General features: G+C 63.2%; 13 protein-coding genes. 1 reads left to right on the top strand and 12 read right to left on the bottom strand.

What is annotated here, in order from left to right:
• Window positions 1–170: 170 nt before the first annotated feature.
• A complete protein-coding gene (gene mqo / locus DOCECA_RS10335; protein ID WP_420763769.1) occupies window positions 171–1820 on the top strand; it encodes a malate dehydrogenase (quinone) in 1650 nt (549 codons plus the stop codon).
• A 21-nt stretch (window positions 1821–1841) separates the two neighbouring features.
• Here mqo and DOCECA_RS10330 read toward each other — a convergent pair whose 3' ends face one another.
• From DOCECA_RS10330 to DOCECA_RS10275, 12 genes are all read right to left on the bottom strand, one after another.
• Entirely contained in the window at window positions 1842–2801 is a 960-nt protein-coding gene (locus tag DOCECA_RS10330; protein ID WP_445571918.1) for a LysR substrate-binding domain-containing protein, read from the bottom strand.
• A 41-nt stretch (window positions 2802–2842) separates the two neighbouring features.
• Window positions 2843–3808 carry a peptidylprolyl isomerase gene (locus DOCECA_RS10325; protein ID WP_434605981.1) on the bottom strand — a complete coding sequence of 322 codons (966 nt, stop codon included), beginning with the start codon at window positions 3806–3808 and terminating at the stop codon, window positions 2843–2845.
• Between the two features lie 5 nt (window positions 3809–3813).
• Window positions 3814–4296 (bottom strand): YbjN domain-containing protein, encoded by a 483-nt coding sequence (locus DOCECA_RS10320; RefSeq protein ID WP_434605983.1) that lies wholly within the window; start codon window positions 4294–4296, stop codon window positions 3814–3816.
• Window positions 4297–4330: 34 nt separating this feature from the next.
• Window positions 4331–4978 carry a DNA repair protein gene (locus DOCECA_RS10315; RefSeq protein WP_434647670.1) on the bottom strand — a complete coding sequence of 216 codons (648 nt, stop codon included), beginning with the start codon at window positions 4976–4978 and terminating at the stop codon, window positions 4331–4333.
• A gap of 16 nt (window positions 4979–4994) precedes the next feature.
• Window positions 4995–6686, bottom strand: coding sequence for a putative porin (locus DOCECA_RS10310; RefSeq protein WP_434605985.1), 1692 nt, complete (start codon window positions 6684–6686; stop codon window positions 4995–4997).
• A 35-nt stretch (window positions 6687–6721) separates the two neighbouring features.
• Window positions 6722–7444 (bottom strand): energy transducer TonB family protein, encoded by a 723-nt coding sequence (locus tag DOCECA_RS10305; RefSeq protein WP_434647676.1) that lies wholly within the window; start codon window positions 7442–7444, stop codon window positions 6722–6724.
• A 3-nt stretch (window positions 7445–7447) separates the two neighbouring features.
• Window positions 7448–7873, bottom strand: coding sequence for an ExbD/TolR family protein (locus DOCECA_RS10300; protein WP_434559115.1), 426 nt, complete (start codon window positions 7871–7873; stop codon window positions 7448–7450).
• A 10-nt stretch (window positions 7874–7883) separates the two neighbouring features.
• Complete coding sequence (locus tag DOCECA_RS10295; RefSeq protein ID WP_445571917.1) at window positions 7884–9716, bottom strand: DUF2341 domain-containing protein; 1833 nt, start codon at window positions 9714–9716, stop codon at window positions 7884–7886.
• A gap of 31 nt (window positions 9717–9747) precedes the next feature.
• On the bottom strand, window positions 9748–11337 hold the full coding sequence (locus DOCECA_RS10290) for a ShlB/FhaC/HecB family hemolysin secretion/activation protein (protein ID WP_434605990.1): 1590 nt from the start codon (window positions 11335–11337) through the stop codon (window positions 9748–9750).
• A gap of 146 nt (window positions 11338–11483) precedes the next feature.
• On the bottom strand, window positions 11484–12083 hold the full coding sequence (locus DOCECA_RS10285; RefSeq protein ID WP_420763758.1) for a transposase: 600 nt from the start codon (window positions 12081–12083) through the stop codon (window positions 11484–11486).
• A gap of 253 nt (window positions 12084–12336) precedes the next feature.
• Window positions 12337–24849, bottom strand: coding sequence for a filamentous haemagglutinin family protein (locus tag DOCECA_RS10280; RefSeq protein ID WP_445571916.1), 12513 nt, complete (start codon window positions 24847–24849; stop codon window positions 12337–12339).
• A 203-nt stretch (window positions 24850–25052) separates the two neighbouring features.
• The gene (locus DOCECA_RS10275; RefSeq protein ID WP_420763755.1) at window positions 25053–26285 is read right to left on the bottom strand and encodes a substrate-binding domain-containing protein; all 1233 of its coding nucleotides are present in this window, start codon (window positions 26283–26285) and stop codon (window positions 25053–25055) included.
• Window positions 26286–26302: the final 17 nt, after the last annotated feature.

Genomic DNA, 26302 nt, shown 5'->3' with positions numbered 1-26302 from the left:
ATGCCGGGTCTTGTTCGGGTCGTCAACCCCCCGCCGCAGCCCAGGCTGAATCACCTTTCGTCACCCTCTCCCGCCGGGTCGCTGAACAGCGCCCCGTGACGCCAGTCAACACAAGGTCGGTTGCGTCATTTCGTTAACGAGCGACTTCCTCGGTCGCCGAGGATGGAACTATGAACACTGCAATCATTGCGACCCTGCTGACCGTCGCCCTCTCATTGAGCGTCAACGGTGCCCAGGCCGCGGAAACGAAAAAAGTCGATGTGCTGCTGGTGGGCGGCGGCATCATGAGTTCAACCTTGGGCATATGGCTCAACGAGCTAGAACCGGGCTGGTCGATGGAAATGGTCGAACGCCTGGATGCCGTGGCCGAAGAAAGCTCCAACGGCTGGAATAACGCCGGCACCGGCCATTCGGCGCTGGCCGAGCTGAACTACACGCCGATGGACGACCAAGGCAACGTCAACATTACCAAGGCCATCGAGATCAACGAGGCCTTCCAGATCACCCGGCAGTTCCTGGCGTGGCAGGTCAAGAGCGGCGTCTTGAAAAACCCCCGTTCGTTTATCAACTCCACCCCGCACATGAGCTTTGTATGGGGTGACGACAACATCAAGTTCCTGCGCAAACGCTACGAAGCGCTGCAGGCGAGCCCCTTGTTCCGCCCAATGCAATATTCGGAAGACCCGGAGCAGATCAAGAAGTGGGTGCCCTTGATGATGGAAGGCCGCGATCCGAATCAAAAGCTCGCGGCCACTTGGGCGCCGATCGGCACCGATGTGAACTTTGGTGAAATCACCCGCCAGTACGTCAGCTATCTGCAAAGCAAACCCAACTTCAGCCTGAAGCTGTCCAGCGAAGTGCGCGACATCACCCGCAATGACGACGGTACCTGGCACGTTGAATACAAGAACCTCAAGGACGGCGAAACGAGCGCCACCGACGCCAAGTTCCTGTTTATCGGCGCAGGCGGCGGCGCCCTGCATCTGTTGCAGAAGTCAGGCATTCCAGAGGCTGACGAATACGCGGGCTTCCCGGTCGGCGGCTCGTTCCTGGTCGCCGAGAACCCCAGCGTTGCCGAACGACACATGGCAAAGGCCTACGGGATTGCGTCCACCGGCGCGCCGCCGATGTCGGTGCCTCATTTGGATACGCGGGTACTGGACGGCAAGCGCGTCGTCCTGTTCGGGCCATTTGCGACCTTCTCCACCAAGTTTCTCAAGGAAGGTTCCTACTTCGACCTGTTCACCAGCATGACCACGCACAATGTCTGGCCCATGACCAAGGTCGGCATCGAGCAATACCCCTTGGTTGAATACCTGGCCGGCCAGCTCATGCTGTCGGATGATGATCGTTTCAAGGCCTTGCAGGAGTATTTCCCCCAGGCCAAGCAGGAAGACTGGCGCCTCTGGCAAGCCGGCCAACGGGTGCAGGTCATCAAGCGCGATGAGGAAAAAGGCGGCGTGCTGAAGTTGGGCACCGAAGTGGTGGCCTCCCAGGACGGCAGCATCGCCGGCCTGCTTGGCGCGTCCCCTGGCGCATCGACGGCGGCCCCGATCATGCTTGAAGTGATGCAACGGGTCTTCAAGGACAAGGTCGCCTCCCCGGCCTGGCAGCAAAAGCTGCACCAGATCGTGCCCAGCTATGGGACACGCCTCAACGACGATCCTGACCGTGTCTACGAGGAATGGAAATACACCAGCGACGTGTTACAACTGACACCGCCACCGGATATTCGTGGCAACAGTGAGCCGAAGGCTCCGACCAACAGCGATCCGGTGGGCCAGAAGCACAGCGACTCCGACCCGGACCTGGCGTTGTGAAGGAGGGCTGGCCGGCACGGGCTAGAACCATTCCCGGTGTTCCTCAAACGCCGCGCGGACCAGCGCCGCCAGCCGGGCGACTTCTTCCCGGTGTGCTTCGTCGCCGTGCACGGCCATCCAGACCTGCATCGTCATGTCCCGGCCGAACAACTCGGGTAGCGGCTGCAGGTTTTTTTCGAGCGCGCCTACGTAATGCGGCAGCAGGCCCACGCAAGCGCTCCACTGGATCATCTGGCGCATCAATTCATAGGAATTCACGTGGGTGACGCCAGAACGACGCGCCTCGACTGCTCTATTCCAAGGCTGCAGGGAAGCAATGTCCGCGTGGCTGTGCAGGCTCACCAACATGTAGTCCTGCAGTTCGACCAGGCTGCGCGGGCGGCTCGCTTCCCGTGAATAACGCTTGGCGATGTGCGGAATGTATTCCAGTTCGGCGAGACAACTGAGCTCGGCCACCGGAAACGACAGCCTCGGAGCCACGACTTGCGAGTCGGCGAGCCAGACGATGACATCCGCCTCGACCGGTTCGCTGTCGAGGCGCAGCAGGTTCAGGCGTACGTTGGCGTGCTGGCGCAGGAAGCCGAGCAGGTCGCGATTAAGGATGTCATGCAACAAGGGCTCCGCCATGGCCACACGAACCAGCGCCTGGTCCTCCTCGGACGTGCCGGGCAATGCCAGCAACGCACGGTGGGCCAGCAACTGGCTGCGCAGATGGTGACCGTCCTGGCTGAGCACCAGCGCATTGCCTCGGTGCTCGAACAAAGGACGGCCGTATTGGCTCGATAGCCGCGAAAGTTTTTTGCGCAACAACGAAGCTTTGACATTGAGGCTCCGCGCCGCCTGCATAAAACAGCTGCAACGGGCCGCCACCAGGAAGAACTCCAATGCCTGGAGATCCTTGAAGCCGTTCAAGACATCGGTACCTACCGAGGTGGCCTGCCGCGCACACTCGTGAATGAGATCAACCTCCTCCAACGCCATACGCCCTCCTCCCTAAGGTGACCCTCGAATTGCCGGACCGCTTAACGAACAGACTCCAATGCCTGATTCAGTTGCGCGCCATCGATGCTCAGCGTTGCCTTGCTCACCAGCCCTTCCATATAGGCCCTGGCCACTTGTTCCTGGCGCTGATTGCGCAGCGCCTCGCGCAGTTGTTCGCGAACTTCATCCAGGCTGGCGGCGCGTGCCGGCTGCATGTCGGTCAGTTTGAGAATGTGAAAACCCGCCTGGCTCCGCAACGCGTCGGAAACGCTGCCGACCCGTTGTCGGCTCAAGACTTGGCGCATCTCCGGCACATATTGCTGCAACGGTTGCAAGCCGCTGTCACCGCCCCGTTGGGCCGTCGCCTGGTCCTCGGAAAACTGCCGGGCGAGGTCGGCGAAATCCGCGTTGGGGGCCTGGGCACGACGAGCCAGCTCGGTGGCTTTCTTGCGCAGCGGTTCTTCGTTGGCTCCCGGCTCAACCGCGATGAAAATCTGGCTGACTCGGTACAGCGCCGGGCTTTGCAGCTTGTCCTTGGCGCTCTCGTAAGCCTGTTGCAGGGCTTGGTCATCCGGATAGTCGGCGGGGACCTGGCTGACGGATTGCAAGTAAGTGCGCAGCAAAATCTGTTCGGTAGCCGCGCGGGTCATCTGTTGGATGTCCGGACGCTCCTGCCAACCTTGGGCGTCGGCCTGCTGCAACAGGGCTTTCTCTGCCAGGCGCGCTCGGACCCACCCCTCCAGCGCACCACGATTGCCGCGCAGCTGCTCGCGCACCTGCGGTGTGAGCGCGCTCAACACAGCGTTGAGCTCGGCGCTGCTCAGTTGCAGTTCGCCCAGACTGGCCACGGCCGGTGCAGCCTCGGCCGGGGCTCTGGCGGGTTTCGGTTGTGCCGCAGGCACCGAGGCTTGGGATACGCCGTCAGGGTTGGAGATCACCGTCAGCACAATGCCGCCGAGCATCAGGACAGCCGCACTGATGCCAGCCAGTCTACTAAACCTGTTCATCGTAATCAGACCTCTTCGACCGCAGCTTCCTGCGTTACATCCGCACCGTCTTTGTGCTGCTCGCGTGTGTGCTGGCTGTAGTCGCGCAGGTACACCACGAACTCCTGCAACAGGCGGTCCCAGAGTTCCAGCACGCCACGCACGTGGTCTTCACTGACACCGGCGGCAACGATGGCATCCATTTCCATCACCAGGAAATCGCCCTGGCGACTCAGGCGGGCAAAGCGGCGACTGGCATTCCATACCTGGACCAGACCGTCAGGCAATTGGCCCTCGATGCGCAACGCGCAACTGAACGTGAAATCGACAAAGCTGCCCTCGGTGGCGGCCGGGTTGCCGAAACGCACGGCAAAACCAATGCCCTGGCTGGCGCTCAACAACTGAACCACGGCGCCTTGCTCGGTACGATTGACACGATAACCGGAGGCTTGCAGTAATTCGCCCAGTTGCTCGGGAGTGATGCTATGGATCAGTGTCTGTGCGGTCATGACAGGATGTTCCTTATGGTCATTTGATCAATGGTTAGTTGCCGGCAGTGGACTTGGCGGCATCGAACTGGGTCTGGTACAGCGCATCGCCGTAGCGCTGCGCCAATTCTTCGAACTTCACCCGCGCCCCACTGGCGAAGGGTTGGCGGATCTTCAATACGTCGCTGACCTCGATGTTTTCGTAGGCAGTGAGGATCTCCTTGGCGATGCCGTACATCTCTTGGTTTTTCGCCACGCACTGCTGCACTTCACTGTCCCGACTGGTCAGGCTGGCTTGCAGCGTGGCGCGCGCCGCCTCTATACCCCGTGCGCGGCCCAGCAGCTCTTCATAAGCTTGTTTGAACTTGCCGACCTGCTCGGTACTGGCCGCGATCTGCGCCTGGGCGCTGCTGCGTACGGCGTCCTGTTGCGCGCCCAGTTGTTCGCTCTGGCTGCGGGCCTTGGCGAGTTCGGCGGTCAGTTGCTTGATTTGCGCTTGTGCCGCGCTCAGCTCGGTTTGTGCTGCCTGGCGCGCGGCGGCGCCTTGCGCCTGTTCGCTCTGCAAGGTTTGCAGCTGTTGAGTGGTACTGCGCAACTGGGCACGCAGGCGTTCTTCCAAGGTTTGCGCCGATGCGCCCAGGGCTGCACCGAGCCCCAACAGCAGCACCACGGCGTGGATCGCGGGATGAAATGACTTTTTCATGCTGTCTCTCCCGGCGCTAGAAGCGCGTGTTGAGCTCAAGTTGCAGAACGTCGATATCGAACGGCGCGCCGTAGACTTCTTCGCTGCTCAACCAGCGCGCGGTCGCGAAGACGTTGTCTTCGATGCCGTAGTTGCCGCCGAGGAAATAACCCTTGGCGTTGGTGCCGCCGAGGTGGAACGAGGAGTCGTTGAAGCCGTCCGGCAAGGCGTCCGGCTCGATGTATTTGTAGCCGGCGAACAGGTTCCAATCGCCGCGCTTCTTCAGGTCCAGGGAACTGCCCAGGGTGAACTGCAGCATCCAGGCGGTATCGCCGCTTTCGATGTCACCGTTTTCGTCCACGTTGTTGACCAGCGCACCGGCCGAGCGCTTGCGCATCTTGCCTTCGTCGTAACCAAGGTTGACCAGGTAGTTGCCCTGGCTGCGCAGCTTGAGATCGTCGAACAGCAAGGTGTCCCACACCAGATTCAAGTCAAGCACGTTGAACTCCGAGGCCAGGCCCACGAATTGTGGTTGCGGCGAGGTGGTCGGCGCGGAAGGGTCAGGCACCAGGTTGCGCAGTTCCATCAGGGTGTTGCCCTTTTGCATGAACGCCGGACGCGTTTCGTCACTGTCACAGGCCGGCGCGCCGTCGTAGATAGCGCAAGGGTTGGAGCGCCGCCCTTCGATGTCGTCAAACTGGTAGTAAGCCAGTGCCCCTTTGATGCTGTTGTCCGGCGCAAACGCCCAGGTTGCGCCAAGCTGGGCGCCGTAGAGCCACTTGTTCTCGCTGTCTTCCTTGTTGAAACCATCGCTCGACGCGCTGTCGGAGCTGTACTCCACCGGGAACGCACCGAGGGTGCCGAACATTGCCAGGTCGCGGCTCAACGGGTGATTGAACGAGCCGGCCAAGCCGTCGAAATTGAGGTCGTTGGAATACAGCAGATCGGTGGACATGAACGGGTTGGGCATGCGCCCGCCGGTGAAGCTCAGTTCCTTGGTGGGGCGATAGTTGAGGTAGCCCTGATCGAGCCACAGGTCCTTTTTGTCAAAGCCGCCGCCGAGGGTCTGGGTGGTGGAGACAGGACTGCTGTCCGATCCCGTGCCCAGGCGGATAGCCGCTGTCCATTGCGGGGAAAGCGCGGCGCGCATCCCCATGCGAGCCCGCAGGCGCAGCATGTTCTCGCGGTCTTCGCGGGTATTGAGCAACGGCGGAAGTTGCGAGCCGCTGTTGGGGTTGACGTCATAAGGCCCGCTGTTGTTGAGCTCGGCGAAGTCGACGATCTCGTTGCTGTTGCTGCCCGAGTAGAAGCGCGACTCGTTGCGCAAGCGCACGTCGCCTTCAAAGGTGATGCGTGAGACCCAGTCGGGGAAGGTGTTGGGCTGGGCCCAGTTTTCCTGTTTGGCCTGGGCGATCACTTCGGCTTTCACCTGGTCGCGAATCTGTTCCCGAACGATGGCCGGCACGTATTGCACCCGCACCTCCCCCGGCGCGCCGGGCGCTGGCACCGGCGCGGCAGTCGCGGCGGCCTGCCGGGCTTGCACGGCCTCGGCTTCGGCCTGATTGATCAGCGCTTGCGCCTGGTCCTGCTTGAGCACGCCTTGTTGCACCAACAGGCGAATCAGATTGACCGTCGCGTTCTGCGAGGGTGTCTGCGCCAACGCGCTGCCCGCCAGGCTGGCGATAACCAGGCCGACGCCCAGCGCCAATCGATTGATTTTGCAGATCATGAACACAACTCCTAATGGTCTCTTGTCGACCCGGCTCAGCCCGGTCGGCGTCCTTGTAGGCGGATACGCACCGGCACCTGCAACGAGGCGGGTGGACGTTCCAGATGGGGTGAAGCGCGCAAGGTCGCCAGGACCTTGGCGTCGAGTTCGGCATCGCCACTGCTGCGTCCCAGCTCCACGCGCGTCACGCGACCGGCCTGGTCCAGCCAGACGTCGGCCTCCAGGCGGAACGCCAGGTTGCGCAGCTCGGGCGACTCGCGCAGCAAGCGTTGGAAGCTGTAGGCGAGGAACTGGCTGTAGGTGCCGTTGCCGAGGCGTCCGCCACCGGCGCCAGCCATCCCGCCGCCCTTGCCCGCGCCGATATTGAAAGCGTCGGAGCCAGCCTGGGCGTCGCTGTCCATTTGCATCGGGTCAGCCAGGTCCTCGGCGGGTGAAGGCGGTGCTTCTTCCTCCGGCTTGACTTCCTCTGGTTCGGGCGTGGGTTCGGGCTCGACGATTTTTTCTTCCACCGGCTTTTCCGGCTCCGGCGGTTTTTCCGGGGGCGGAGGCGGAGGTGGCGGCAACGGAATGATCGCGGGAATTTTCGGCGCCTCGCGACGGATGCCGCTCATGTCGTTGGCCCATGACCACAGCAGCCAGGCCAGGCCCGCCCCCACCAGCAAACCTACAGTCCACTGCAATACGCGGCGCACCCTGCCGGTGCCGTCCCGCTGTCGTTCCAGGTGTTCGTTTTGCGGCTGTTCAGGAAAAGACGTCATGACTCAGCCCTGGCTCGGTTTGCCGGTGACCAGGCCCACCTGGGACAACTCCAGGCGGCGCAACAGGTCCAGCACTTCAACGACTTTCTGGTACTGCACGGCCGAGTCACCGCGCACGATGATCGGAAAATCCGGGCTCTGGGCTTTCTCGATGCGCAAGCGATCTTCCAGTTCGTTAAGGGTGACCGGGTAAGCATCGAGGAACACCTGGCCGCCATCATTGATGGAAATCGCCTTGGTCTTGGGCTGCGAAAGCGAAATGGTCGAGCTGGCCTTCGGCAGGTTGATCTGGATCCCGGAGACCTGGGCGGTGGCGGTGAGAATAAACATCACCAGCACCACCATGAGCACATCCACCAGTGGCGTGATGTTGATGGTATCGACGGCGGCATCTTCGTCGTCGTCCGAGGCGCTATTGAGGTTGGCCATGGTCGCTCCCTTACACCGTCAACGACGGGCTGGCGACGTGGTTGCCCCGTCGATGCGCCGCTTCACTGGACTGGCTTTCGCCGTGGACTTCGGCCAGGCGGGTGATGAACTCGTCGACGAATACCCGCATGTCGGCACTGACTTCCTTGTTGCGCGTGGTCAGGCGGTTGTAGCCAAATAGCGCCGGAATCGCGACGAACAACCCCATGGCGGTGGCCAGCAACGCAGCCGCCATGCCGGGGGCGATTGCGTTGATGTTCACATCACCGGCCATGGCGGTGCCGAGGAACACCACCATGATCCCCAGCACCGTCCCCAGCAGGCCGATGTAAGGGCCGCCGGCGATGGCGTTGGACAACGTCGACAACTTGGAACTGAGCTGTTGGTTTTCCCGGGTCCGTACACCGTCCATGGAACAGCGGATGGCTTCGATGGTGGCGGCGGAGATCGACGAGGTGTCGGCGCCCTGGTCGCGGCGCGTGCGGATCTCGGCGACCGCCACCCCATACAGGCGCCACAGCGACGAATCGCCCAGGCGCTGCGCCAGGTCGCGGTCATCTGCAAGCAGTTCCAGCCGTGTCCCGACCTTGGCGAAATGACTTCGGAAGACTTCGTTGGCATGGCTGACTCGGCTGACATTGCGGCTCTTGCGCACCATGATCACCCACGACTGCAGCATCATCAGCACCAGGACGGCGATGATCACCCAGGCGTCCAGCGGCACCGCATTGAGCAAGAAACCCAGGCTGCCGAAACCAAATCCAGACTGTTCTTCGTCCACCCCATAGGCCACCAGGCGCGACTCGGCGCCCTGGGTGGTGGCATCGGCCAGGATCTGCTCAGGCGAACGGGCGACGCGGGACAAGCGCAGTTCATCGAGGGCGCCGGTGAAGGCTTGATACGTAGCGGCCGGAGCCACCACGCCGGCATCGACGGCGGCCGGTGAGTCGGCGCCGATGGCAATCGCACCCTGCAAGGCCGGCAACGGTTGCGCCAGGCTCGCCGCCGGCTTTCCATTCACATACAAACGCAACCCGCTGGCGTCAGCCGTCAACGCCAAGTGTTGCCATTGTCCCAGTGCCACGGCCTGGTTGGCCACGGCGCGCTGGCCGTTCACTTCCACAAAGGGCACGCCTTGGTTCACGCCCACCAGCAGCGCATTGCCGGCATCACGACGGGCCAGCAGCAGTTGCTCGCCTGCGCCCTGCTCCATTCGCAACCAGGTGCTGAAGGTCAACGCACCACCCGCGCTCACGCCCAGGGATGGACTGGCCGGCAGCAACAGCGGCTGACCGTTGAGCTGTGCCGAGCGCCCGATGACACCGTCAATGATGTTTGCCGGGGCGTTCTGCGCGTGGTTGGCAAAGGCGCTGGCATCACGCGGTGGTGCGCCAACGGCACCATCGAAGTGATAGACCAGGCTGTAATCGGCATCGAACGCCAACTGGGGATTGCTGGTGGCCGGTGCTTTCGGGTTACCGTAGTACATCCAGATGTCCGAGCGCTTGCCCCCCTCCACCATGGGCACGTCCACCCAGATCAAGGCCATGCCCATCAGCGGATCGAAGCTCTCAATCTGGTGGTTGAGCACGGTGTGGTCGTCGGCGGCGACAAAGCGAATGTCCGAGCCGTTTTCGTTGACACCGTCAAAGGTGAAATTGCCGGTGTGCAAACGCACCAGCAGCGAGGTGCGCCCCACCGCCTGGCTGATCGCCGCGCCCTGGGGCGTGGTGTCGATGCTGATCTGTTTGCGGTAGTGCCAATCGTCCTGCCACCAAGCGCTGGCCGTTGCCGGCAGCACGAGGCCCAGGCAAGCGAGAAGAATGAAAATCAAGCGATGCATAACGGAGTGCTCCAAGGTCTGTGCCTACCGGTCAAAAGGTCGCCTGCACATTGAAGTGCACGCGTGAATCGTGTTTGCGGGTGTTCGGGCCGTCCTTGAGCGGCAGGCCCCAGTCGAGGCTGCCCGACAGCCATTCGCGCAACGTGGCGCGGGTGCCGAAGCCGATACTCGCCAGGCTGTAGTCGGCCTCCTGGTCGGGCAGCGCGTCTTGCAGGGCCAACTGCGCGCCTTCGGCAAAGATGTATAAACGCCAGTTGTCGACGTAGCTGCCGATGCCTTTGCCCAGGTGCTTGCTCAACGACGGTGTGCGCAGTTCCTGGGAAAACAGCACGCCATCATCGCCAGTGCGTTCCGCAGCGAGATAACCGCGCACACTGGTGGCGCCACCGGCGGAAAACTGTTCGTTGGAGACCAGCGGCCCGGAGGCCAATTGGAAGCTCAGCTTGCTTGCCGCTTGCCAGTCCCCGGAAAAATTCCGGGTGAAGGTGCTGTCGCCCTTGAACACGGCGAAGCTGGGATTGGCCTCGTAGCGCTTGGCCCGAAATTCATCGGCGTCGCTGCCATAACCGAAGAAGCTGCGGGTGCCGGCAACGATGCTCAGGCCCAGGCCGAACTGTGAGGTTTCGGTGTAGCGAAAGCCGTTGTAGGCAAGGGTGATGGGCGCGTACTTGATCGGCACTTCATCGCTCGAACCGCCGAACTGCAGGGCTTCATCGAAATCCTTGAAATCCACGCCCACCGACAGCGAGTTCGCCCAGACGCCTTGCGCAGGCACGTTGTAGATCAACGACACGCCGTAGGAATGGCCCTTGCCCAGCACATTGCTGCCGCCGATGGTTGCGACGTTGCTGTCGGATTGATAGCCAGCGAACTGCAGGTTCCAGCGCTCACTCAAGGGAGCGTTATAGGAACCCGACCAGACCTGCGCGTTGTCCCGGTCCTCGGGGGCGGTGAAATAGGTCAGCGAAGCCGTATGGCCGCGTTGCCAGAGGTTGTTGTGGCCGAGCGTGACCACCGAACGCAGCTTTTCGGTGTCGGCGCTGTAGTCGTTGTTCAAGCCGACGCTCGCCTGCCAGGGATTTTTATCCTCGACTTGCAGGTCGACATCCATCGTTCCCGGGCGCTGCCCTTCGCGCACGACCGGCACCACTTGGCGTCCGGGGTTACGGTTGGCAACCGCCAGCTGGGTTTGCACCGCCGCGAAATCGGCCACCTTGCCTTCTGTCAGCGCCGGTACTTCTTCGCGCACATTGACGGGAGAGTAGTGCTCGGTGCCGACCACGCGTACCCGGCCGATCCTGGTTTCGCTGACCTGCAGGTACACCACGCCGCCTTCGACCTGCTGCTCCGGCAGTTCGACGAACACCGACTGGTAACCCTTGGCCTGGTAGCGCTGTTGCAGGGCATCGCGTGCGCCTTCGATATCGGTGAGCTTGCGTTGCGGCCCCAGGAACGCATACACCGCCTCTTCGATTTCCCGGGCATCGAGCACGGTGTTGCCGCGCACCACGTACTCATTCACGTCCACCAGGCGCGCAGGCGTTCCGGCCTCGGCCGCTGTATCGGCTTCCTCGGCCCACAGCGTTGGCGCCTCCGCGACGAGCATCAGCGCGAGCGCCATGGGCAGGTATGGCCTGCACCGGCCGATGTTGAAGTCCCAATGATCCACACATCCCCCTCGATTCAATTGCGCCACGCGCGCAGCGCCTGCTACAAAGCCGCGCGCCGCATGACGCGCCGCTTTGCATCGTGTTGTTGCCTGACGGTTTATTTGCGTTTGGAATGGCCTGCGTGCCTGGAAAGCCAGGTGTGCAACAAGGCGAAGTTCAGCGAAAACTCCGGCATGTGCATCAGGTCGCCGCAGAACACTTCACTGACGATGCGCTCGAGCAATTTCGCCGCGTGCGGGCTGTCCAGCAGCTCGCCGATATCGCGCACAAAGACCGAGAACGCCCAGACCCGCTGGTTCAGCTCAAGGCCCACAAACCAGCGGAACAACAGGTTGTAATTGAGCTGCTCGTACAACTGTTTTTCACTGGGCAGCGAGTACAGCAGTTGCAAAAGCAACGCGAGCATCAAGGCCGGTACCGGCACCTGGATGTGGTGTTCCCGAGCCCATTGCTGCAAGGGCTCGGACGCGGCCTCCAGCAGCTCCTCGATTTGCGGGCGCAACATCACCAGGGAATGACCTGGCGGCACGTAGCTGGACAGTTCCTTCAAGGCACTCTGCCAATCGTCCTGGGACACAATCCACACCCAAGGCGCGCCGTAGCGGTACACCGAGACCGGTTTTTTGCGCGCGGCTTCAACAATTTTCGACAGGCGCTGGTCCAGCTCCTGCATGCCCACTTTCGAGTAACTTTCCATAGACCCCAATGCCCCTGTCACACCTGGCATCCAGCGCGAAATAGCGCCAGAAAAAAGTTGTCCGGCTTCCCTGCATAAGGCCTTTTCGTCCACGGCGTTCCTGCGCCGTTGCCGTTTCACACAACCTTGACCCCGGCCACCTGCCACTACCGAACTTTTGTCATCGAATCTTCATGAACGGTTACCGACAGCGACCGAGCGCCCACAAAAAAGGGCGACAGTTGCCTGTCGCCCGGGTTTTTTTTGATGTTTCTTAGAGCGTCAGGTTGCGCTGTTCCTCCGGGGTCAACTGATTACGCGCCTGGTCGTCCAACCGTCCGGCGCCCAATACCCGCACGCTGTTGTTCGGTTCAGGGTCCGGTGCCCGGCTGGCGCCTTCCTGCGACGGCGCCAGACGCTCGTTGCCAAAACCCAAGACCTGCACGCTGAACACCGACGGCAAGCGGTTGCGCGAGGCGGCCTGTTGCTCGCGAGCCACGCCTTCCGCCGCGTCGCTGGCCGACGCCGCGGCAGAACTGGCGTTGGTCAGCGCGCCGGTGTTGACCACCGCGCTGACCGGCACGCCGTTGGACTTGCCTTGCACCTGGATGTTGGCGGCGTTCACTACGTGCAACGCGGCAATGTTGATGTTGCCCGAGACCCGGATGCCCGCCTCTCCCGCGTCGATGGTGCCGAGCGGCGCGAGCAGGTCGATATCGCCCGGCGCGACCTCGGCGATGGGGTTGAGGGTGGCAATGCCGGCGCCTGTGCTCGGCACCGACGGCGACAGCGTGACGTTGCCCCAGTCGTCGTAGACGCGCTTGGGCGGCGTGTACACCAAGGTGGTTTTCGAGCCGCGACCGGCGTTGATATCCCCGGTCGCCGACCAGGCGAGGATGTCGCCGCCAAAGGTGGTCATGATCCGGCTTTGTCCCAGCAACACGCTGCCGTTGCTAAATAGCTGGATGTCGCCGGTGCCTTGGGTGATGACCCCGGCACTGGACGGCGGGGCCTCGCCTTCGATACCGAACACCTGCTGCCCACCGGGCGTCAGCATCTGGATATCGCCACCGAAGTTGGTGTGCACCCCGGCGCCGCCGAACATCGTGATGTCGCCCTGGTAAGCCAAGGCATTGCCGGCCACGTCGTGGGTGGGAAACAGCGCGGCGATGGCGTTGCGACCGCGCAGGTAGCTGCCGGAACGCGGGCTGCTGGCATCGTTGTACTCGCGGCCACCGGCACGCAGCTCGGCAAAGTACACCTCGCGGGCGAACACCCTCTGCTGCTCGGCCGGCAACGCGGCGAAATAAGCCTGCGCCTGATCGGCCTCACCGCTGAAGCCATACCGCGACGCCAGCCAGGCCGCCAACTCGACCTCATAGGTTTTCGCCACCTTGCCCGGCTGTTGGGCCAGGCCGACAGCGGCGTCCGCCAGGTTGGCCGGGTCCAGGTATTGCCGCACGAAGCCCAGGTAATCCGGCCCGGCGGCGCCTACACCGGCTTGCATCACGATGCTTGCGCCGGGGCGATTGTCACCGGCTTTCACCGGACCGAGGCTGGTCACGGCGGCCTGGTCTTCCATCAGGATATTGCGCCCGGCGCTGATTTCCAGCGTACCGGGGCCGGCAACGTTGAAGGTGCTGTAGAGGATGTCGCGGCCGGCGGAGACAATGGAGATGTCCGTGGGGTCATCGTGGACGAACAGGTTGCCGGTGCTGGTGGGCCGGGTTTCGAACTGCGTCAGTAAAGTGCCCGCGATGTCACCACTGTTGACGATATCCCGCCCCGCCATGATCCATGCGGGGCTGGCGGCCTCGTACCACGTCTCGCCAGCTCTTGGGCCGGAACTGAAGGCAATCATTTCGCCCGTGCGCAAACCCACGATATCGCCCTTGACCGCATAAAAGCGCACTGGCTGATCGCCCCCTCGGTAATCTCCGTCTGCACCGGTACCGCCAAACGCGAACAAGCCCATTCCGATACTGCTGGGTAGCGAGAGGTTCACACTCGCCCCTTCCAGATCGCCATACAGCCGGCCCGACTCGTCCCTGTAATAGAACGCAGGATTGTCTGGGGTCGTCAGGCTGCTTTCCGGAGCACGGGTGGGTGATATTGCGTAGCCTCCCGCATAAATCGAATCCCCAGCGAGAAACTCCAGCTGCGCCTGGTTTCCAGGCGCCAGGATCAAGGAATAGGGGGTCACAAAGCCCCCTACCCCACGTGATGAGGGCCCGTAATACAGGCTGCCTGAGGGCGCGGCTACCCGCAAAATCGACGGATAGACGAAACGCCCGTCGGTCGGTGAATAGTCCATACCGCCACGAGGCGTGGCGATATTGACGCCAGTTGAAAGCTCTGCGCCTTGGGTCGAAGGCGTAAGGTTCCCTCCAGCGGCAAACAGATCGATAGACGTATGGTCAGTCCACAGGCTGAACCAGGAATATCCGGGGCCTCTGGTCCCGCCGCCCAGGTCCACCGACTGGGCGGCTCGTGTCGGCGCACGGCCCGGGTCCACTGCGGCGCCAAGCACGAGATCGCCACGGGCATCCAGACTGGCGGTGGCATCGCCGGGTACCAGCAACAGTCCACCGGTCGCGCTGGCCATCGTTGCATCGTATGGGTTGTAGGCACGGATCTCTCGGGGGTCCTGCGAAACCTTGTCCGGACCGTTGATCAATTCCATGCCGCCGAACGAACCGGCACTGGCCCTCAGCGAACCCCGCAAGTTCGTCAGGCTGCCATTCATGTCATGGCGCGAATCAACCGGCTGGCCGGCTAAGTCGAGAAACGCCCTAGCCTCCAGTGAAGGGTTGAGCGCGCCGCCGATTGCCAGCGACAGGTCACCGCCACCCGTGAACTTCAATTGACCGTCCACCATGCGCCCGGTCGAGCCGACCGCCAGGACTATCCCCTGACTGCGACTGGCGCCCTGCTCGCCTCGCTCCCCACGGGGCGCCAACATGCCCGCATCTCCCGCGACTCGCACATCCACGTTGCCGCCGCCCAAGGTACCGATACCGGTGAAACCGTTCAGTACCGGATCGGTGCCATGGGGCACATAGGTGCCGAAATTGATCCACCAGGCCGTAGGCGTACCGTCACCATCGCCTTGGCGCCACAACCAATTCCCAACCCCCGAGCTCTCCATCTGCGGTGCATCTTCGGTCACGAGAGTACTTTGTTTTCTGCCGACTATGTCACCGGCCAAATCGCCGCCCACCGACAGCAGCAGGTTACCGCCATGGTCTGGATACCATGCGCGATATCGGCTGTCTGCGCCGCCATCCACCAAGCGTTCATAAGGGCTGTCACCGTTCCCCAGGATCGAGTCAGTCGGCAGGCCGGCGTTATTCAGCGAGACGCCTCGCGCAAGGTTGTACGCCGCCGAGTCGGCCAGGCTCAAGGACGACGTGCCCGCGGTATAAATGCCAAACAGCGATTGCATGCCGAAATCACCTGCGCTGACCAGGTCCAGATCGCCGGTACCGGTACGAAGCACACTGAAGCTGCTGGTGCCCACCACGTAGGTGTAAACGCTCCCACCGACGCATAACCCCGGCGCCTGGGCACAGAATTCGTCCTCCGACATACCGTACAGGTCCGCCAACTCCGCCACGGGCCGACCGGCATAGGTCAGGTCACCGAAATAGTCGAGCGAGGCTTGCTCGGTCAACGTCCGCCCCGCAGCGACACAGAGCCCTGCCCCCTGCCCGCAGAACTCGTCGACGCTTATGCCGTAGAGGTCAGCCAACTCGGCGACAGGCCGCCCGGAGTAGCTCAAGTCACCGTAATAGTCGAGCGAGGCTTGATCGGTCAACACCAAGCCACCCGCCTTAGCCAGCATTCCATAGTGAGTGTCGGCCACCGTGAAGCGTCCATGCTCGGCATAAGGATTGGCCAGGCGGGTATCAGCGGCCTGCAAATCGGCGCCCGCCACGGCACGCAACGACCAGGACTGCGAGCCCTCGGCCAACATCGGGGCTATCGCCCAGTTACGGCCCTTGCCATCGCCGCCGCGCAGATTGATCTTGTCCACGCCCGCGGCCAGCTTCACGTCGGTGCCTGCGGGTATCAGCGCGCCCAAGGGCAACAGCAACGCGCCCGCCTGAACCACGGTGCTTGGGCTATGAACTGTCACCGAACTTGCCGGACGGCTGGGCAAAGCCACGCCTTTTGGCCAGACCAAACCGGTCAAGGCGGTATCGCCGATCAACACTGAACCACTCCCGAGGATCATCCCTTGCGCCACGGTCAGGTCGGCGGTCAGGCGCGTACCGGCGGCATACGCCATACGGCCGTCGCTGTAACGGATATTGGCCGCCAATACCGTGCCGGCAGGCAGTGAAATCGCCTCGGCCAACTCGCCGTCCACGGGCAGGCGGGTTCCCGCGGCCAGGGTAATGGCTTGCAGTGGCAGGTCGTAGTTGAGGATGACGCCGGACAGGAACGTCGTGCCGTCCTGCAATTCAATGCCCGCTCGCGGCACGATCAAATCACCGTTGAACATCACCTTGCCGGGCGTCAGCACCCAGCCATCGTCATCCGGGGTTTCCGGCGGCGGCGCGAAACCATCGTTGATGCTGCCAAGCACGGTCAGGTCGCCCCCGGCACGCAGCACCAGGCTGCCGACTTCGCCGGAGCCGTATACGCCCGTCTTTGGTGTAAGCGGGTTGAGGCTGGCGTAGCGGTAACCGGAGAGGTCCAGGTCGCCCTGCACCACCAGGTCACCGTCGGCGGTGGCACTGACGATTTCGACGCCGGGGCGCAGGTGGAACGCGTTGCGATAGGCGGCATTGTTGAGGCCCGCCAGCTTGCCATCGCGTAAGGCATTGTTGTTCAAGGCATTGTCGATAAAGTCGCGGTTGTCGTCATGGATACCGTTGAGGTAGTCCTGATTGATGACTTGGTACGGCCGGCCACTGGCCGCCGGGTCGGTGCCGTAGGCGGCATCGTCGTAGCGTTGCACGCCATTGAGCGCGATCAGCTTGGCGCCCTGGATGTTCAGGTTGCCGCTGGCGTCGATGGCGATGTCGCCGGCCGTGGCCCCGCCCAGGCGTGGCGCATTCAGCTCCAGGGTGCCACGGGCCTTGCCGTCGTGGCCGACCGTGGTGGCGGTGCCATGGCGCAAATCGATGCGCGCGCCACCGGCCAGCGTCAGCAGGCCATCTCCGGAACTGAGCTCGACCATGGCGCGGTTCGGCGAATCGATGATCTGGCCGTAACTGTCTACCCGGAGCACGCTGCCGTGGGCGTCGAGCACCGCGTTGCCGCCCACGGTCAAGCCTTGCTTGCCCGCCAGGCGAATGGACCCCACGCGCTCGCCACTGGCGTCCACGGTGCCGTTGACCGTCAGCTTGCCGCCGTCCACCGACACGCTGATCACGCCGGCCTTGAGCCCATCGCCGATCACCAGGTCACCCTGCTTGAGCTGGAAGCTGCGGCCGCCGAAGACCTGGCCCTGGTTCAGGCGTTGGTTGAGGGCGGCGAAATCCTCGCTCAGGCTTGCGTCACCCAGGCGTTGGGCGCGGATGTCCACGCTGCCGGCCTTGTAGGGCACAGCAGTGCCACCCGCATCGTAGTAGCCGCTGCTGCTGCCGAGAACAGTGCCCGCCAGGTCGACCTTGCCTGCAGCCGCCGCCAACGCGGTGGCCTTGAGGGTCCCGGCCTGGTTGTTCACGGCGGAGAGATCGATCACCGAGCCGGCGGCCTGGAGGATATTGCCGTTGCGGCTTTCGAGGATCAGGTCACCGCCCCAGCTGTACTTGTTGACATCGTTGAAGGTGACTTTGCGTCCGGCCAGGTCGAGGCGCGCGGCATCGGTGAGGGTCAATTCATCCTCGGCGCTGAGGGTCAGCTTGCCGCTGGGCAGCACCACGTTGCCTTCGACCCGCACATTCTTGCCGTTCAACGCCAGCTCGGCGCCCAAGCTGTCGGCGCTGGCCACCGGCAGGCGACTGCCCGCCGGCGCGCTGACGCGGATATTGCCGCCTGCGGTGATCCGGTTGACCGACCCGGCCTCGCCGGTCATCAACGGCGTGAGGATATTCAGGTTGCCGCCGCTGTACTGGAACCCCTTGCCTGTGATGTATTCACCCTGACGCTGGTAAACCAGCAGGCCACCCTTATGGTTGGCGGTGATGCGTTCGCTGGCGTTGAGATTGACGTTGGCGAATCCCAGGGCCAGGCGGTCATAGGCCTTGGCCACCTTGGACTCGGTGGCTGGGGCATAACCAAACTCGATGCGTTGAGCATCGATCTGCAGGTTGCCCGTGCCGGTGCCCGCGCCGCCGGCCACGATGCTGCCAGCCTCGTTTTGCACGCCATTCCAGATCAGGTTACCGGTGCGAATCAGCGCCGTTTCATTGGCATTGCCTTTGCCGTAGATCGCTGGAGTGCCAAGCACCAATTCCTTGAGCCGCGACTTGCCGGTCACCGCGTCAAAGGTATCGAGGCTGGCGTTGCCATAGAAATTCAGTGAATCGCGCGCACCCAGCACCAGGGTTTCGAGCGCCGGCGCGCCAGCGCTGGTATCGCCCAGCAACAGGCGGTCGAGCACCTGCTGGTTGAGTGTCAGCCCGCTGGGCAACAGATTGCGTGACGCCAGGTCGGCCAGGGTCTCGGCGCTGCCAACGTTGATGCCGCCAACCGCCAGGGTCAGGTTACGGGTACCGAAGCGTACGGCATCCGTCAGTTCGAAGCGATTGTCCGTGGCCGAGGCGATGGTGCCTTCGGAATACAGGCGAGTGGTGCCGGTGCAAACGCCGTCGCACACGCCGATGCGGATACTGCCTGGTGCGCTGTCCGGACTTTGCGGGTTGGGTGCGGAAGGCGCCAACATGTTCACGTAGCCATTAGAGACGGCGAGCACGCTGTTGCGACCGGGGTTGTAGAGATAGCCATCGCGCGAGTCACGCGCCACGGCGCCCATGCCCAGCGTATTGATCGACGCGCCCTGCTCCACGGTGATGCCGCCATTGGGACTCGACGTCACCAGGAACACTTCCGGCGCCCGCAGGGTCGCACCGCTGCGCAAGGTGATATTTTGGGTTCGGGAGGCGCTGCCGTTGCCATCACTGAATTCAAGGAAGTTACCGCCCTGGCCATAGCGGGCCAAGGCGTAACCGCCAATGAACAGGCTGCTGGCGCCGATGGCATTCACCGCATCGTCGGTCAGGGTTACAACGTCCAATCCAGAACTGACCGCCTCTCCTGCCTTGATGATCTCCAGGTCCCCGGCCCTGACCAACGTGAGTGAGGTGGTGCTGCCGCGACCCTCTTTGGCTGCTTTGCTCAGCAGTTTGCCGGCAAAACTGAAGCTCGGTTGGTCACTCTGGTTGCGCTCGAACGTGACGTTGAACGCCTTGGCATCCCGGGGCAGCAGGACGGCGGGCACGCCCAGGCGCGCCGCGTCCGCCAGGGCGAACTGACTGAAGCTGGTCTCGTTGTACTGCGAATAGCGGCGCAGCGTATCGGCCGCGGTGACGATCACCTGGCTCGCCAGACTGTCGCGTACGCCGGTGCCGGCAATGCCGAGGGTACCGGCCGTTGCCCAGGAGCCGTTACGCATGGCCTGGGTCGGCACCACCCCGCCCTGCCCGGCCAGGCCGTTGACCTCGATGCGAAACGCACCCGGCAGCAGCGCGTAGGTCGAGGGCAGCAAGGTATAGGTGCCGGCCGGCAAGCCGGGGACGCCGGCACCGAGGGTAATCTGTTGGCCGGCCAAGGGGGCGACGGCGCCGGCTTCACCGCCCACGGGCGCATAGCCGGTCTGTACGCCAGGAACGATGGCGTAGACCGGGTTGCTGCTCAGTGCCGGTAACAGGAAACCGTCCGAACCGAACTGCACCAAGGGGTTGAAGCGCGCGTCAGTGGAGCCGCCACGCCCCGAGATGAACCCGGCGCCGGTCAATTCACCCCCACCGGACACGTCCACCACGGCTCCCGCCGCGACGTCGATGGTCTCGCCCACCAGATCTATCTTTCCCGGCACGCCATTGAGGGCGGGCCGCAGCAGGCTCTTGTCGAGCGTCACGCCATCGAACACGTAGGACTTGCCATCCGCTGTTCCGCCATAGGGCATGACGAGCCCCGCGCCGCTGACGGAGGTCAGGCTGCCTGACAGCAGGTTCACGTCACTGCCAGGTCGCCCCTCCGTTTCCAGCGCCGTCTGGCCGATGATCAGGTTGCCCAATGGCGCTCGCAGAATGCCGCCCTGGTTGATGACATCCGCTTCAAGCCGCAACTCGCCGAACGCGGAATAAGGCACCGAGGGAATCGCCGAGCCGTTGCGGCCTATGTCCATGCGCTTGGCGGTCAGCGTCCCTTGCACGCCGGTGCCGGGATAGATCTGCGCGGCGGTGAGGCCCAGGACGCCGGGCGTTCGAAGTAACATTTTATGATCGGCCTGGCTGCTCGCCATCCGAATGTCACCCTGGCTGTTCAATTGCAAATCCGCAAAACCACGACGATCGACGTTTCGAACTTCGCCCTGGGCCATCGTCAGCGTTCCGCTGCCACCGATCCTCACCGCGTCGCGAACCTCAAGCAACCCGGTCGCTGACACCAACAACTGCCCTGCGGCAGGTCGTGCCGAAGGCGCCAGCCCTATGCCGGTGCTGCTGTTGTCAGCCCCGGCGGTCGTATTATCTTGCGCGCCGGCCAAGCGCACATAGTTACCGCGCAGTTTGACCACCGAGTCCGCCGCCGCTGTCTCCGCCATGCCGTACGCACCCGCGTAGAGCTGAAGCGCATTGGCCATCGTCAGGTTGACATTGCCATCGAAGGTCAGCAGACCGGTACTGAAAAGGGACAACGTATCAAAGCCGCCGGCCTCGACCTGATCCACCGCAAGCCGTGCATAGCCGTGCTCCAGCAGGGAGGCGCCCTGCTCTGGCGCGCTCCCGGCCGTGATACCCGTCGCGGAATGGTGCTGCTCGATAATCAGTTCGCGAGTCTTGCGCTGGTTGTCCGGCAAATCCGAGCTGTTCAAATAAACCGTCGCCCCGAGCCCGACCGACAAGCTCCCGCCCGCCGCTCCGGCACCGCCGGCGGCAGCCTTGAACTGACCGTCCAGGTAAAGCCCACTGGTCGAGCCAAAACTGATGTCGCCGCCGTGGCTGGCAACCACTCGGCGTTGCCCCGCGTCATCCAGCACCGCCTGGGCACCCGAAGCATCGAGCAACGCGCCTTCGCGCACCACGATGAATTTTCCGATACCGCCGCCGTCGCCCGTCGCATGGTCGATTTCACCACCGATGACGATACTTCCGCCGTTACGCACGAACCCGTATTGGGTCCCCCTGGTACCCGTGGCGGTGGCGGCGCGAGCGGCTACGTCCAGGACCGCGTTCTCGCCGATCCAGATCGACTTGAAGTTGTCACCGGGCGGTATGACCGCCGCTTGCGGCCCAGGCGCGGAGCCGACAGTGATCGAGCCGCCCCAGGCATTCAAGGTGCCGTCCACGGTGATTTGGCCAATGCCCGTCAAGCGGATCGCTTGTCCGGGGTCGACATTCAACACCGCCGACTTGCCCACCAGCAGGTCAGCCGTGTCGACATTCGCCGCGCCGGTTTGCTGGCTGCCGGCTTGCAAGGACAGGCTGGCACCCTGGCGCTGGGTCAGCACGCCCTTGCTGGCGTCTTCGAGGTACAGCGGCGGCGTCCAGGTTTCCAGCGCGCTGCCCGATGCACCACCGGTGGCGACCCCAGGCGCGCCAGCACCTTGGCGATAAACCGGCATGGTGACATCGACCCGGGTGCCCTCGGCAACCTCAAGGCCGTCGTTGCCGATGATGTCGTAGGCGGAAAAGCCTTTTTTGAAGAAGTCGCCATGGAGCAGCAAGGTACCTTCCGCCGCCGACGTCGCGGTGTCACTGATCAGCACTTTACCGGCCTGCATTTGAAGGGTGCCGCCGCCCTTTACACCCTGGCCCCGCAATTCGCCGCCCAGGCTCAATTCGCCCGTGAGAGTGCTCAAGGTGACATCGCCGCCCTTGCCGCCCTGGAACTTGCCTGAGTTGAGCAGTGCCGCTCCGGAAGAAACGTCCAGCACGCTGCCGGCACCCAGCACGATGGCGCCGCCGGCTTTCAGGGCGATGCTGCCGCCGTTCTGGTAAGGCAAGGCGCTGATATCGCCAGGGTCCAGTTGTAGATTGCTCCACAGCCCGCTGGCATCCAGACGCACCCGGTCAGCCACCCTGACCGAGGACGCGCCGGCAACTGGCATCGTGCCGTCGACCTGGACGAAATCCCTGCCTACCTGAATGGCACCAGCGTGGGCAGTAAGATTGGCATTCACGGCCACCGTCGGGCCAAACAGGCTGATGGAACCGGCCGGAGCCACCTGCAACGCACCGTTGACTGTGATGCCTTCGCTCGCAGCGACCTTGACGGCACCGAGCTTGAAGCCGTTGAGCTGGTTGCTGTCCAGGTACAACGTGCCCTGGCGATCCGTCGGCAAGGCACCGTCCAGACCGACGCTACCGGCAACGCCCGCCGCGTCTTGGCCGAAGATCACGTTCTTCAAGGTATTGGCCGTGGCGCCAAGGGCATATTCCACAGTGCCGCTTTCCTTCACGTAGAACGGCACGTACGAGCCGACCACCAACTGCCCGCCACGGGCCACCGCTTTCTGCGATTGCTGGTAGCCATCCAGGCCGGCCTGGGCGGCGCGGGTCTGACGGTCACCCTGGAAGGTATCGCTGGCGAGCGTGCCTTCGAGCACCGCGTTTTTAGTCCCGATCACCAGGGTGCCGGCGTCGCGGCCGACCGTGTAGCCGGTCTCCTGGCGCGAACGTGGAGCAATCAAGGGATTGTAGTAATACTTCGTTTGTCCCCAGCGCTGGGTGTGGTCTTCGTATCCCTTGTAGATCCCGGTGTAGAGCATGTCCCCAGGCGCACTGTTGAGTTCATACAAGCGGCCATCGGCGCCCTTGAGCCAGGTCTGCTTGACGGTGCCGCTCTGCACATCCAGCGTGCCGCCGGACAGATTGACCTGCGAGCCGGCCTGGGTCACCACATCATTACCGGTAAAACTCACGGTGCCGCCCTGGGCCATCCATTCGGCGGCGCTGTGGCCCTGAGTACCGAGGTAGCCGCTGACTTCCAGCAGACCACCGGCGGTGTACCAGCGATCAGTGGCGTAGCCGTTGGTGCCGGCGGGTACGAATACCAACTCTCGGGCATCCACCCAAACATCATTGTTGTTCAACGCACCTTCATCCCGGTTGCCGGCGGCATCGCGCTGCTCGTTTCCCTGGATGTTGACCTTGATGCTGTTGGCTTCCATCGCCACCTTGACGCCGGTGGCGCCGGAGACGTCGATCACCGCACCGTCGCGCACCAGGCTGCGGGTGCCGGCGTTCACCGCCACCTGACCGCCGGTGGCGAGGGTGATCGATCCCTTCTGGAAATCGACGCTGCCGGCGCTGTCGATCTGCACCAGGGACAGGTCGCGGCGATAGGTGTCCGCTGGAATGACTTTGCCGTCCTGGCTGACGATCGGTTTCAAGGCACTGTCGCGTTGGCTGTCCAGGGCCTTCGCGCTGGCATCCACCAGAATCGCCGTGGTGCTGCCCTCGCCCAGGGCCACGCTGGCATCGCTGCCTCGCGCCGTGAGGTGCAGCGTGCCACGGGTGTCCGCCGAAGTGCTGGCCACGGCCACGCCGTTCTGCCGCACTTGATTGCCGGTCAGCGTCACATCACCGCTGGCCGCCATCAATAATCCTGTGTTGCTCACCCGGCCGGCGCCCGTGCCGCCATCCTGGTGGGCGATGACTTCATTGCCGCGCGTGGTCGACGTCGAGTTACCATCGCTGGCGAAGCCCTTCTTGATGGTGAAGCTGCCGCCCGCCGCCAGCACGGTCTGTCCACGCGGGGTACTGATGGTGCCTGCGTTGTCGACGTTTTTGCCCAGCAACAACACATAGCCGCCACCGGCGGTCGATTTGCTCGGGGCGGCCGTGGAAATCTGCGCGCCCTTCTCCACCCGGATCCCGCCCTGGGCGTTGGTAAAGCTCGCCGCGTTGGCGTTGTAGAGGCCACCGGTCTTGAACTGTTCGTCGCTGAAATCCGTGGCGGCCGCCACCAGGTTACGCACGTTGACCTGGCTGCTGCCGCTGAACACCACGCCGTTGCTATTGAGAATCATCACCGTGCCGTCGGCCTTGATCTGGCCCTGGATCTGGCTCGGCGCGGTGCTGTTGTTGACCTTGTTCAACGCCGCCCAACTGGCGTCCTGTTGAAACGCCAGGGTGGTGTCACGGCCAATATTGAACGTGTCCCAGTTGAGGATTGCCTTGTCGGCGGTCTGCTTGACAGTCACCACGACCTTGCCATTGGCATCGGTCTGCACCGGGCCATTGGCGTTGACGAACAGTGGCTTACCGTCCGGACCAATCACCGCGTTCAGGCCATTGCCACCCAAACCGTTATGGATGGTTTGCGGTGCGCCAAAGGTAGCCGCACGTCCTGCCGCCTGGGCAGCTTGGCTGGCCGCAATGGCCGCCACCGTGCTGTTCATGTTCGCCAGCGAACGGCCCAACTGCTGCTGCACCCGTTGCTGCTGCGCCAGCGGTGGAGGCGTTCCAGGGCGAGGCGCGCTGGGGCTGGCCGGGCCTGCCGCCGGAGCCGCGCCCTTGGCCGCGAACCAGGCCGAACTGAAACTGGTCGCTGCGTAGGCGGGGTTGGCCAGCAACAGCAAGGCGATGGCTTGGGCCAAGGGCTTGAGGCACGGCACAGCGGCGGAATCAGCATTACGGCGAGTGGCTTTCTGGGGGCGGCAACGCATCACTACGGATCCTTTTTACGCAGGGCGAATTCGATAGCGACCTCTGGGACGAGGCGCACAAATGACTAATTCCAAGGCAGGTTGAAGCCGTCGCGACCGAACTTTTGTCACGCAATGTTCATCTGCCGGGCGGTTGCCTGAAACGAAAAACCGGCAACAGCGCGAAGCTGTTGCCGGTTCATGGAGCGAACCCTAATCAGGGCTTATTGCGGACGACCAATGCCGTTGCAGGCGGTGGCGTTACCCACCGACAGCGAGTTGCTGGCGGTCCAGAAGGTGCTGCGAATGGCAGTTTTCCAGGTGTCGGTGATCGGGATCAGCTTGGCGGCGATGATTTCATCGTCGTTGTTGTTGGCATCGGACAGGGTGTAGTGGCGACCGATGAAGTCACGTACAGCCGCGGTATCGGTGCTGTCTTTGTAGCACTGGTTGAACACCAGGAAGGTGTAGCCAACGATGCTGTAGCCCGTCGCCGGGTTAGGCAGGACCTTGGCCCAGTTTTCCGGCAGGCCACGATCAGCAGCGGCTGGCGGAGCGATGGTGCTCAGGGCGGTCGTCACGTTGCCGACGGTGGGCAGGTTGCCGTTGACGCGAGCGACCACGGCGTTGCTGCTGGCGTTGACGTCTTCCGGACCGACGTAGCCGATGGCGCCTTCGGTGGAAAGCACGGTGCTGGCCATCGCGGTACTGCCGGTCACGGCAGTGGAGTTCGCCGGAACGGTGCCGACAGCCGTGGTGAAGGTGCCGTTGGTGGTGAACTTGGTCGGGCACTGGCTGTTCAGGTGACGGGTGAAGATCTCACTGGTGCCGCTGCTGCCAGCACGGTAGTAGACCTTGATCGGGGTGCTGGGGTAGGTGCTGTTGACCTGGTTCCAGGTAGTGACAGTGCCAGAGAAAATGTCGCACAGCTGGGCGCTGGTCAGGTTCAGGTTGTTGACGGCGGTGCCGTTGGCCAATGTGAGTTTGTATGGAACGGTGACCGAAGTGGCTTCGGCAGGGATCTGAATGATCGGACCCCAGTTGGCGGCGTTGCCGGTCGGCACGGCTGGCGACTGGTGAGCGGCGCGATAGGTGGTCAGTTCAGCGCTGGACAGGATCGAATCGCTGCCGGCGTAGTCAACGGTCACGGCCGGAACGTAGACCTTTTCCAGGGCAGTTGCCGAGTTGCCGTCGAGGTTCCAGACCAGCACGTCCGAGTTGTTGGTCAGGAAAGCAGTCTTGCCGCCGCCGCTGCCCACACCCACGTAGTTGGCGAAGGCCGGTTGTGGCGCAGGGCCGTTGAGGATGCCGACGGGAGCAGCGACGCCACCGGTTGGAGGCACGCCGTACAGGTTCTGCGGCAGAGTGGCACCGCCACCGACGACAGCGGCCATGGCCTGGGCGGAGCAAAGGCCGGCGACGGCCATGGAAACAGCAAGAACGTTGCGCTTGAACATGAAGAATCTCCTTTCAT

The sequence above is a fragment of the Pseudomonas sp. E102 genome, assembly GCF_052660185.1.
The sequence above is the reverse complement of the archived record's forward strand: the minus strand, read 5'-3'. Positions and strand labels throughout refer to the sequence as shown.

Excerpts from the sequence above, each read along its gene's own strand:
- mqo (WP_420763769.1), top strand. The coding sequence starts at position 171 with ATGAACACTGCAATCATTGCGACCCTGCTGACCGTCGCCCTCTCATTG.
- DOCECA_RS10330 (WP_445571918.1), bottom strand. The coding sequence starts at position 2,801 with ATGGCGTTGGAGGAGGTTGATCTCATTCACGAGTGTGCGCGGCAGGCC.
- DOCECA_RS10325 (WP_434605981.1), bottom strand. The coding sequence starts at position 3,808 with ATGAACAGGTTTAGTAGACTGGCTGGCATCAGTGCGGCTGTCCTGATG.
- DOCECA_RS10320 (WP_434605983.1), bottom strand. The coding sequence starts at position 4,296 with ATGACCGCACAGACACTGATCCATAGCATCACTCCCGAGCAACTGGGC.
- DOCECA_RS10315 (WP_434647670.1), bottom strand. The coding sequence starts at position 4,978 with ATGAAAAAGTCATTTCATCCCGCGATCCACGCCGTGGTGCTGCTGTTG.
- DOCECA_RS10310 (WP_434605985.1), bottom strand. The coding sequence starts at position 6,686 with ATGATCTGCAAAATCAATCGATTGGCGCTGGGCGTCGGCCTGGTTATC.
- DOCECA_RS10305 (WP_434647676.1), bottom strand. The coding sequence starts at position 7,444 with ATGACGTCTTTTCCTGAACAGCCGCAAAACGAACACCTGGAACGACAG.
- DOCECA_RS10300 (WP_434559115.1), bottom strand. The coding sequence starts at position 7,873 with ATGGCCAACCTCAATAGCGCCTCGGACGACGACGAAGATGCCGCCGTC.
- DOCECA_RS10295 (WP_445571917.1), bottom strand. The coding sequence starts at position 9,716 with ATGCATCGCTTGATTTTCATTCTTCTCGCTTGCCTGGGCCTCGTGCTG.
- DOCECA_RS10290 (WP_434605990.1), bottom strand. The coding sequence starts at position 11,337 with ATGGCGCTCGCGCTGATGCTCGTCGCGGAGGCGCCAACGCTGTGGGCC.
- DOCECA_RS10285 (WP_420763758.1), bottom strand. The coding sequence starts at position 12,083 with ATGGAAAGTTACTCGAAAGTGGGCATGCAGGAGCTGGACCAGCGCCTG.
- DOCECA_RS10280 (WP_445571916.1), bottom strand. The coding sequence starts at position 24,849 with ATGCGTTGCCGCCCCCAGAAAGCCACTCGCCGTAATGCTGATTCCGCC.
- DOCECA_RS10275 (WP_420763755.1), bottom strand. The coding sequence starts at position 26,285 with ATGTTCAAGCGCAACGTTCTTGCTGTTTCCATGGCCGTCGCCGGCCTT.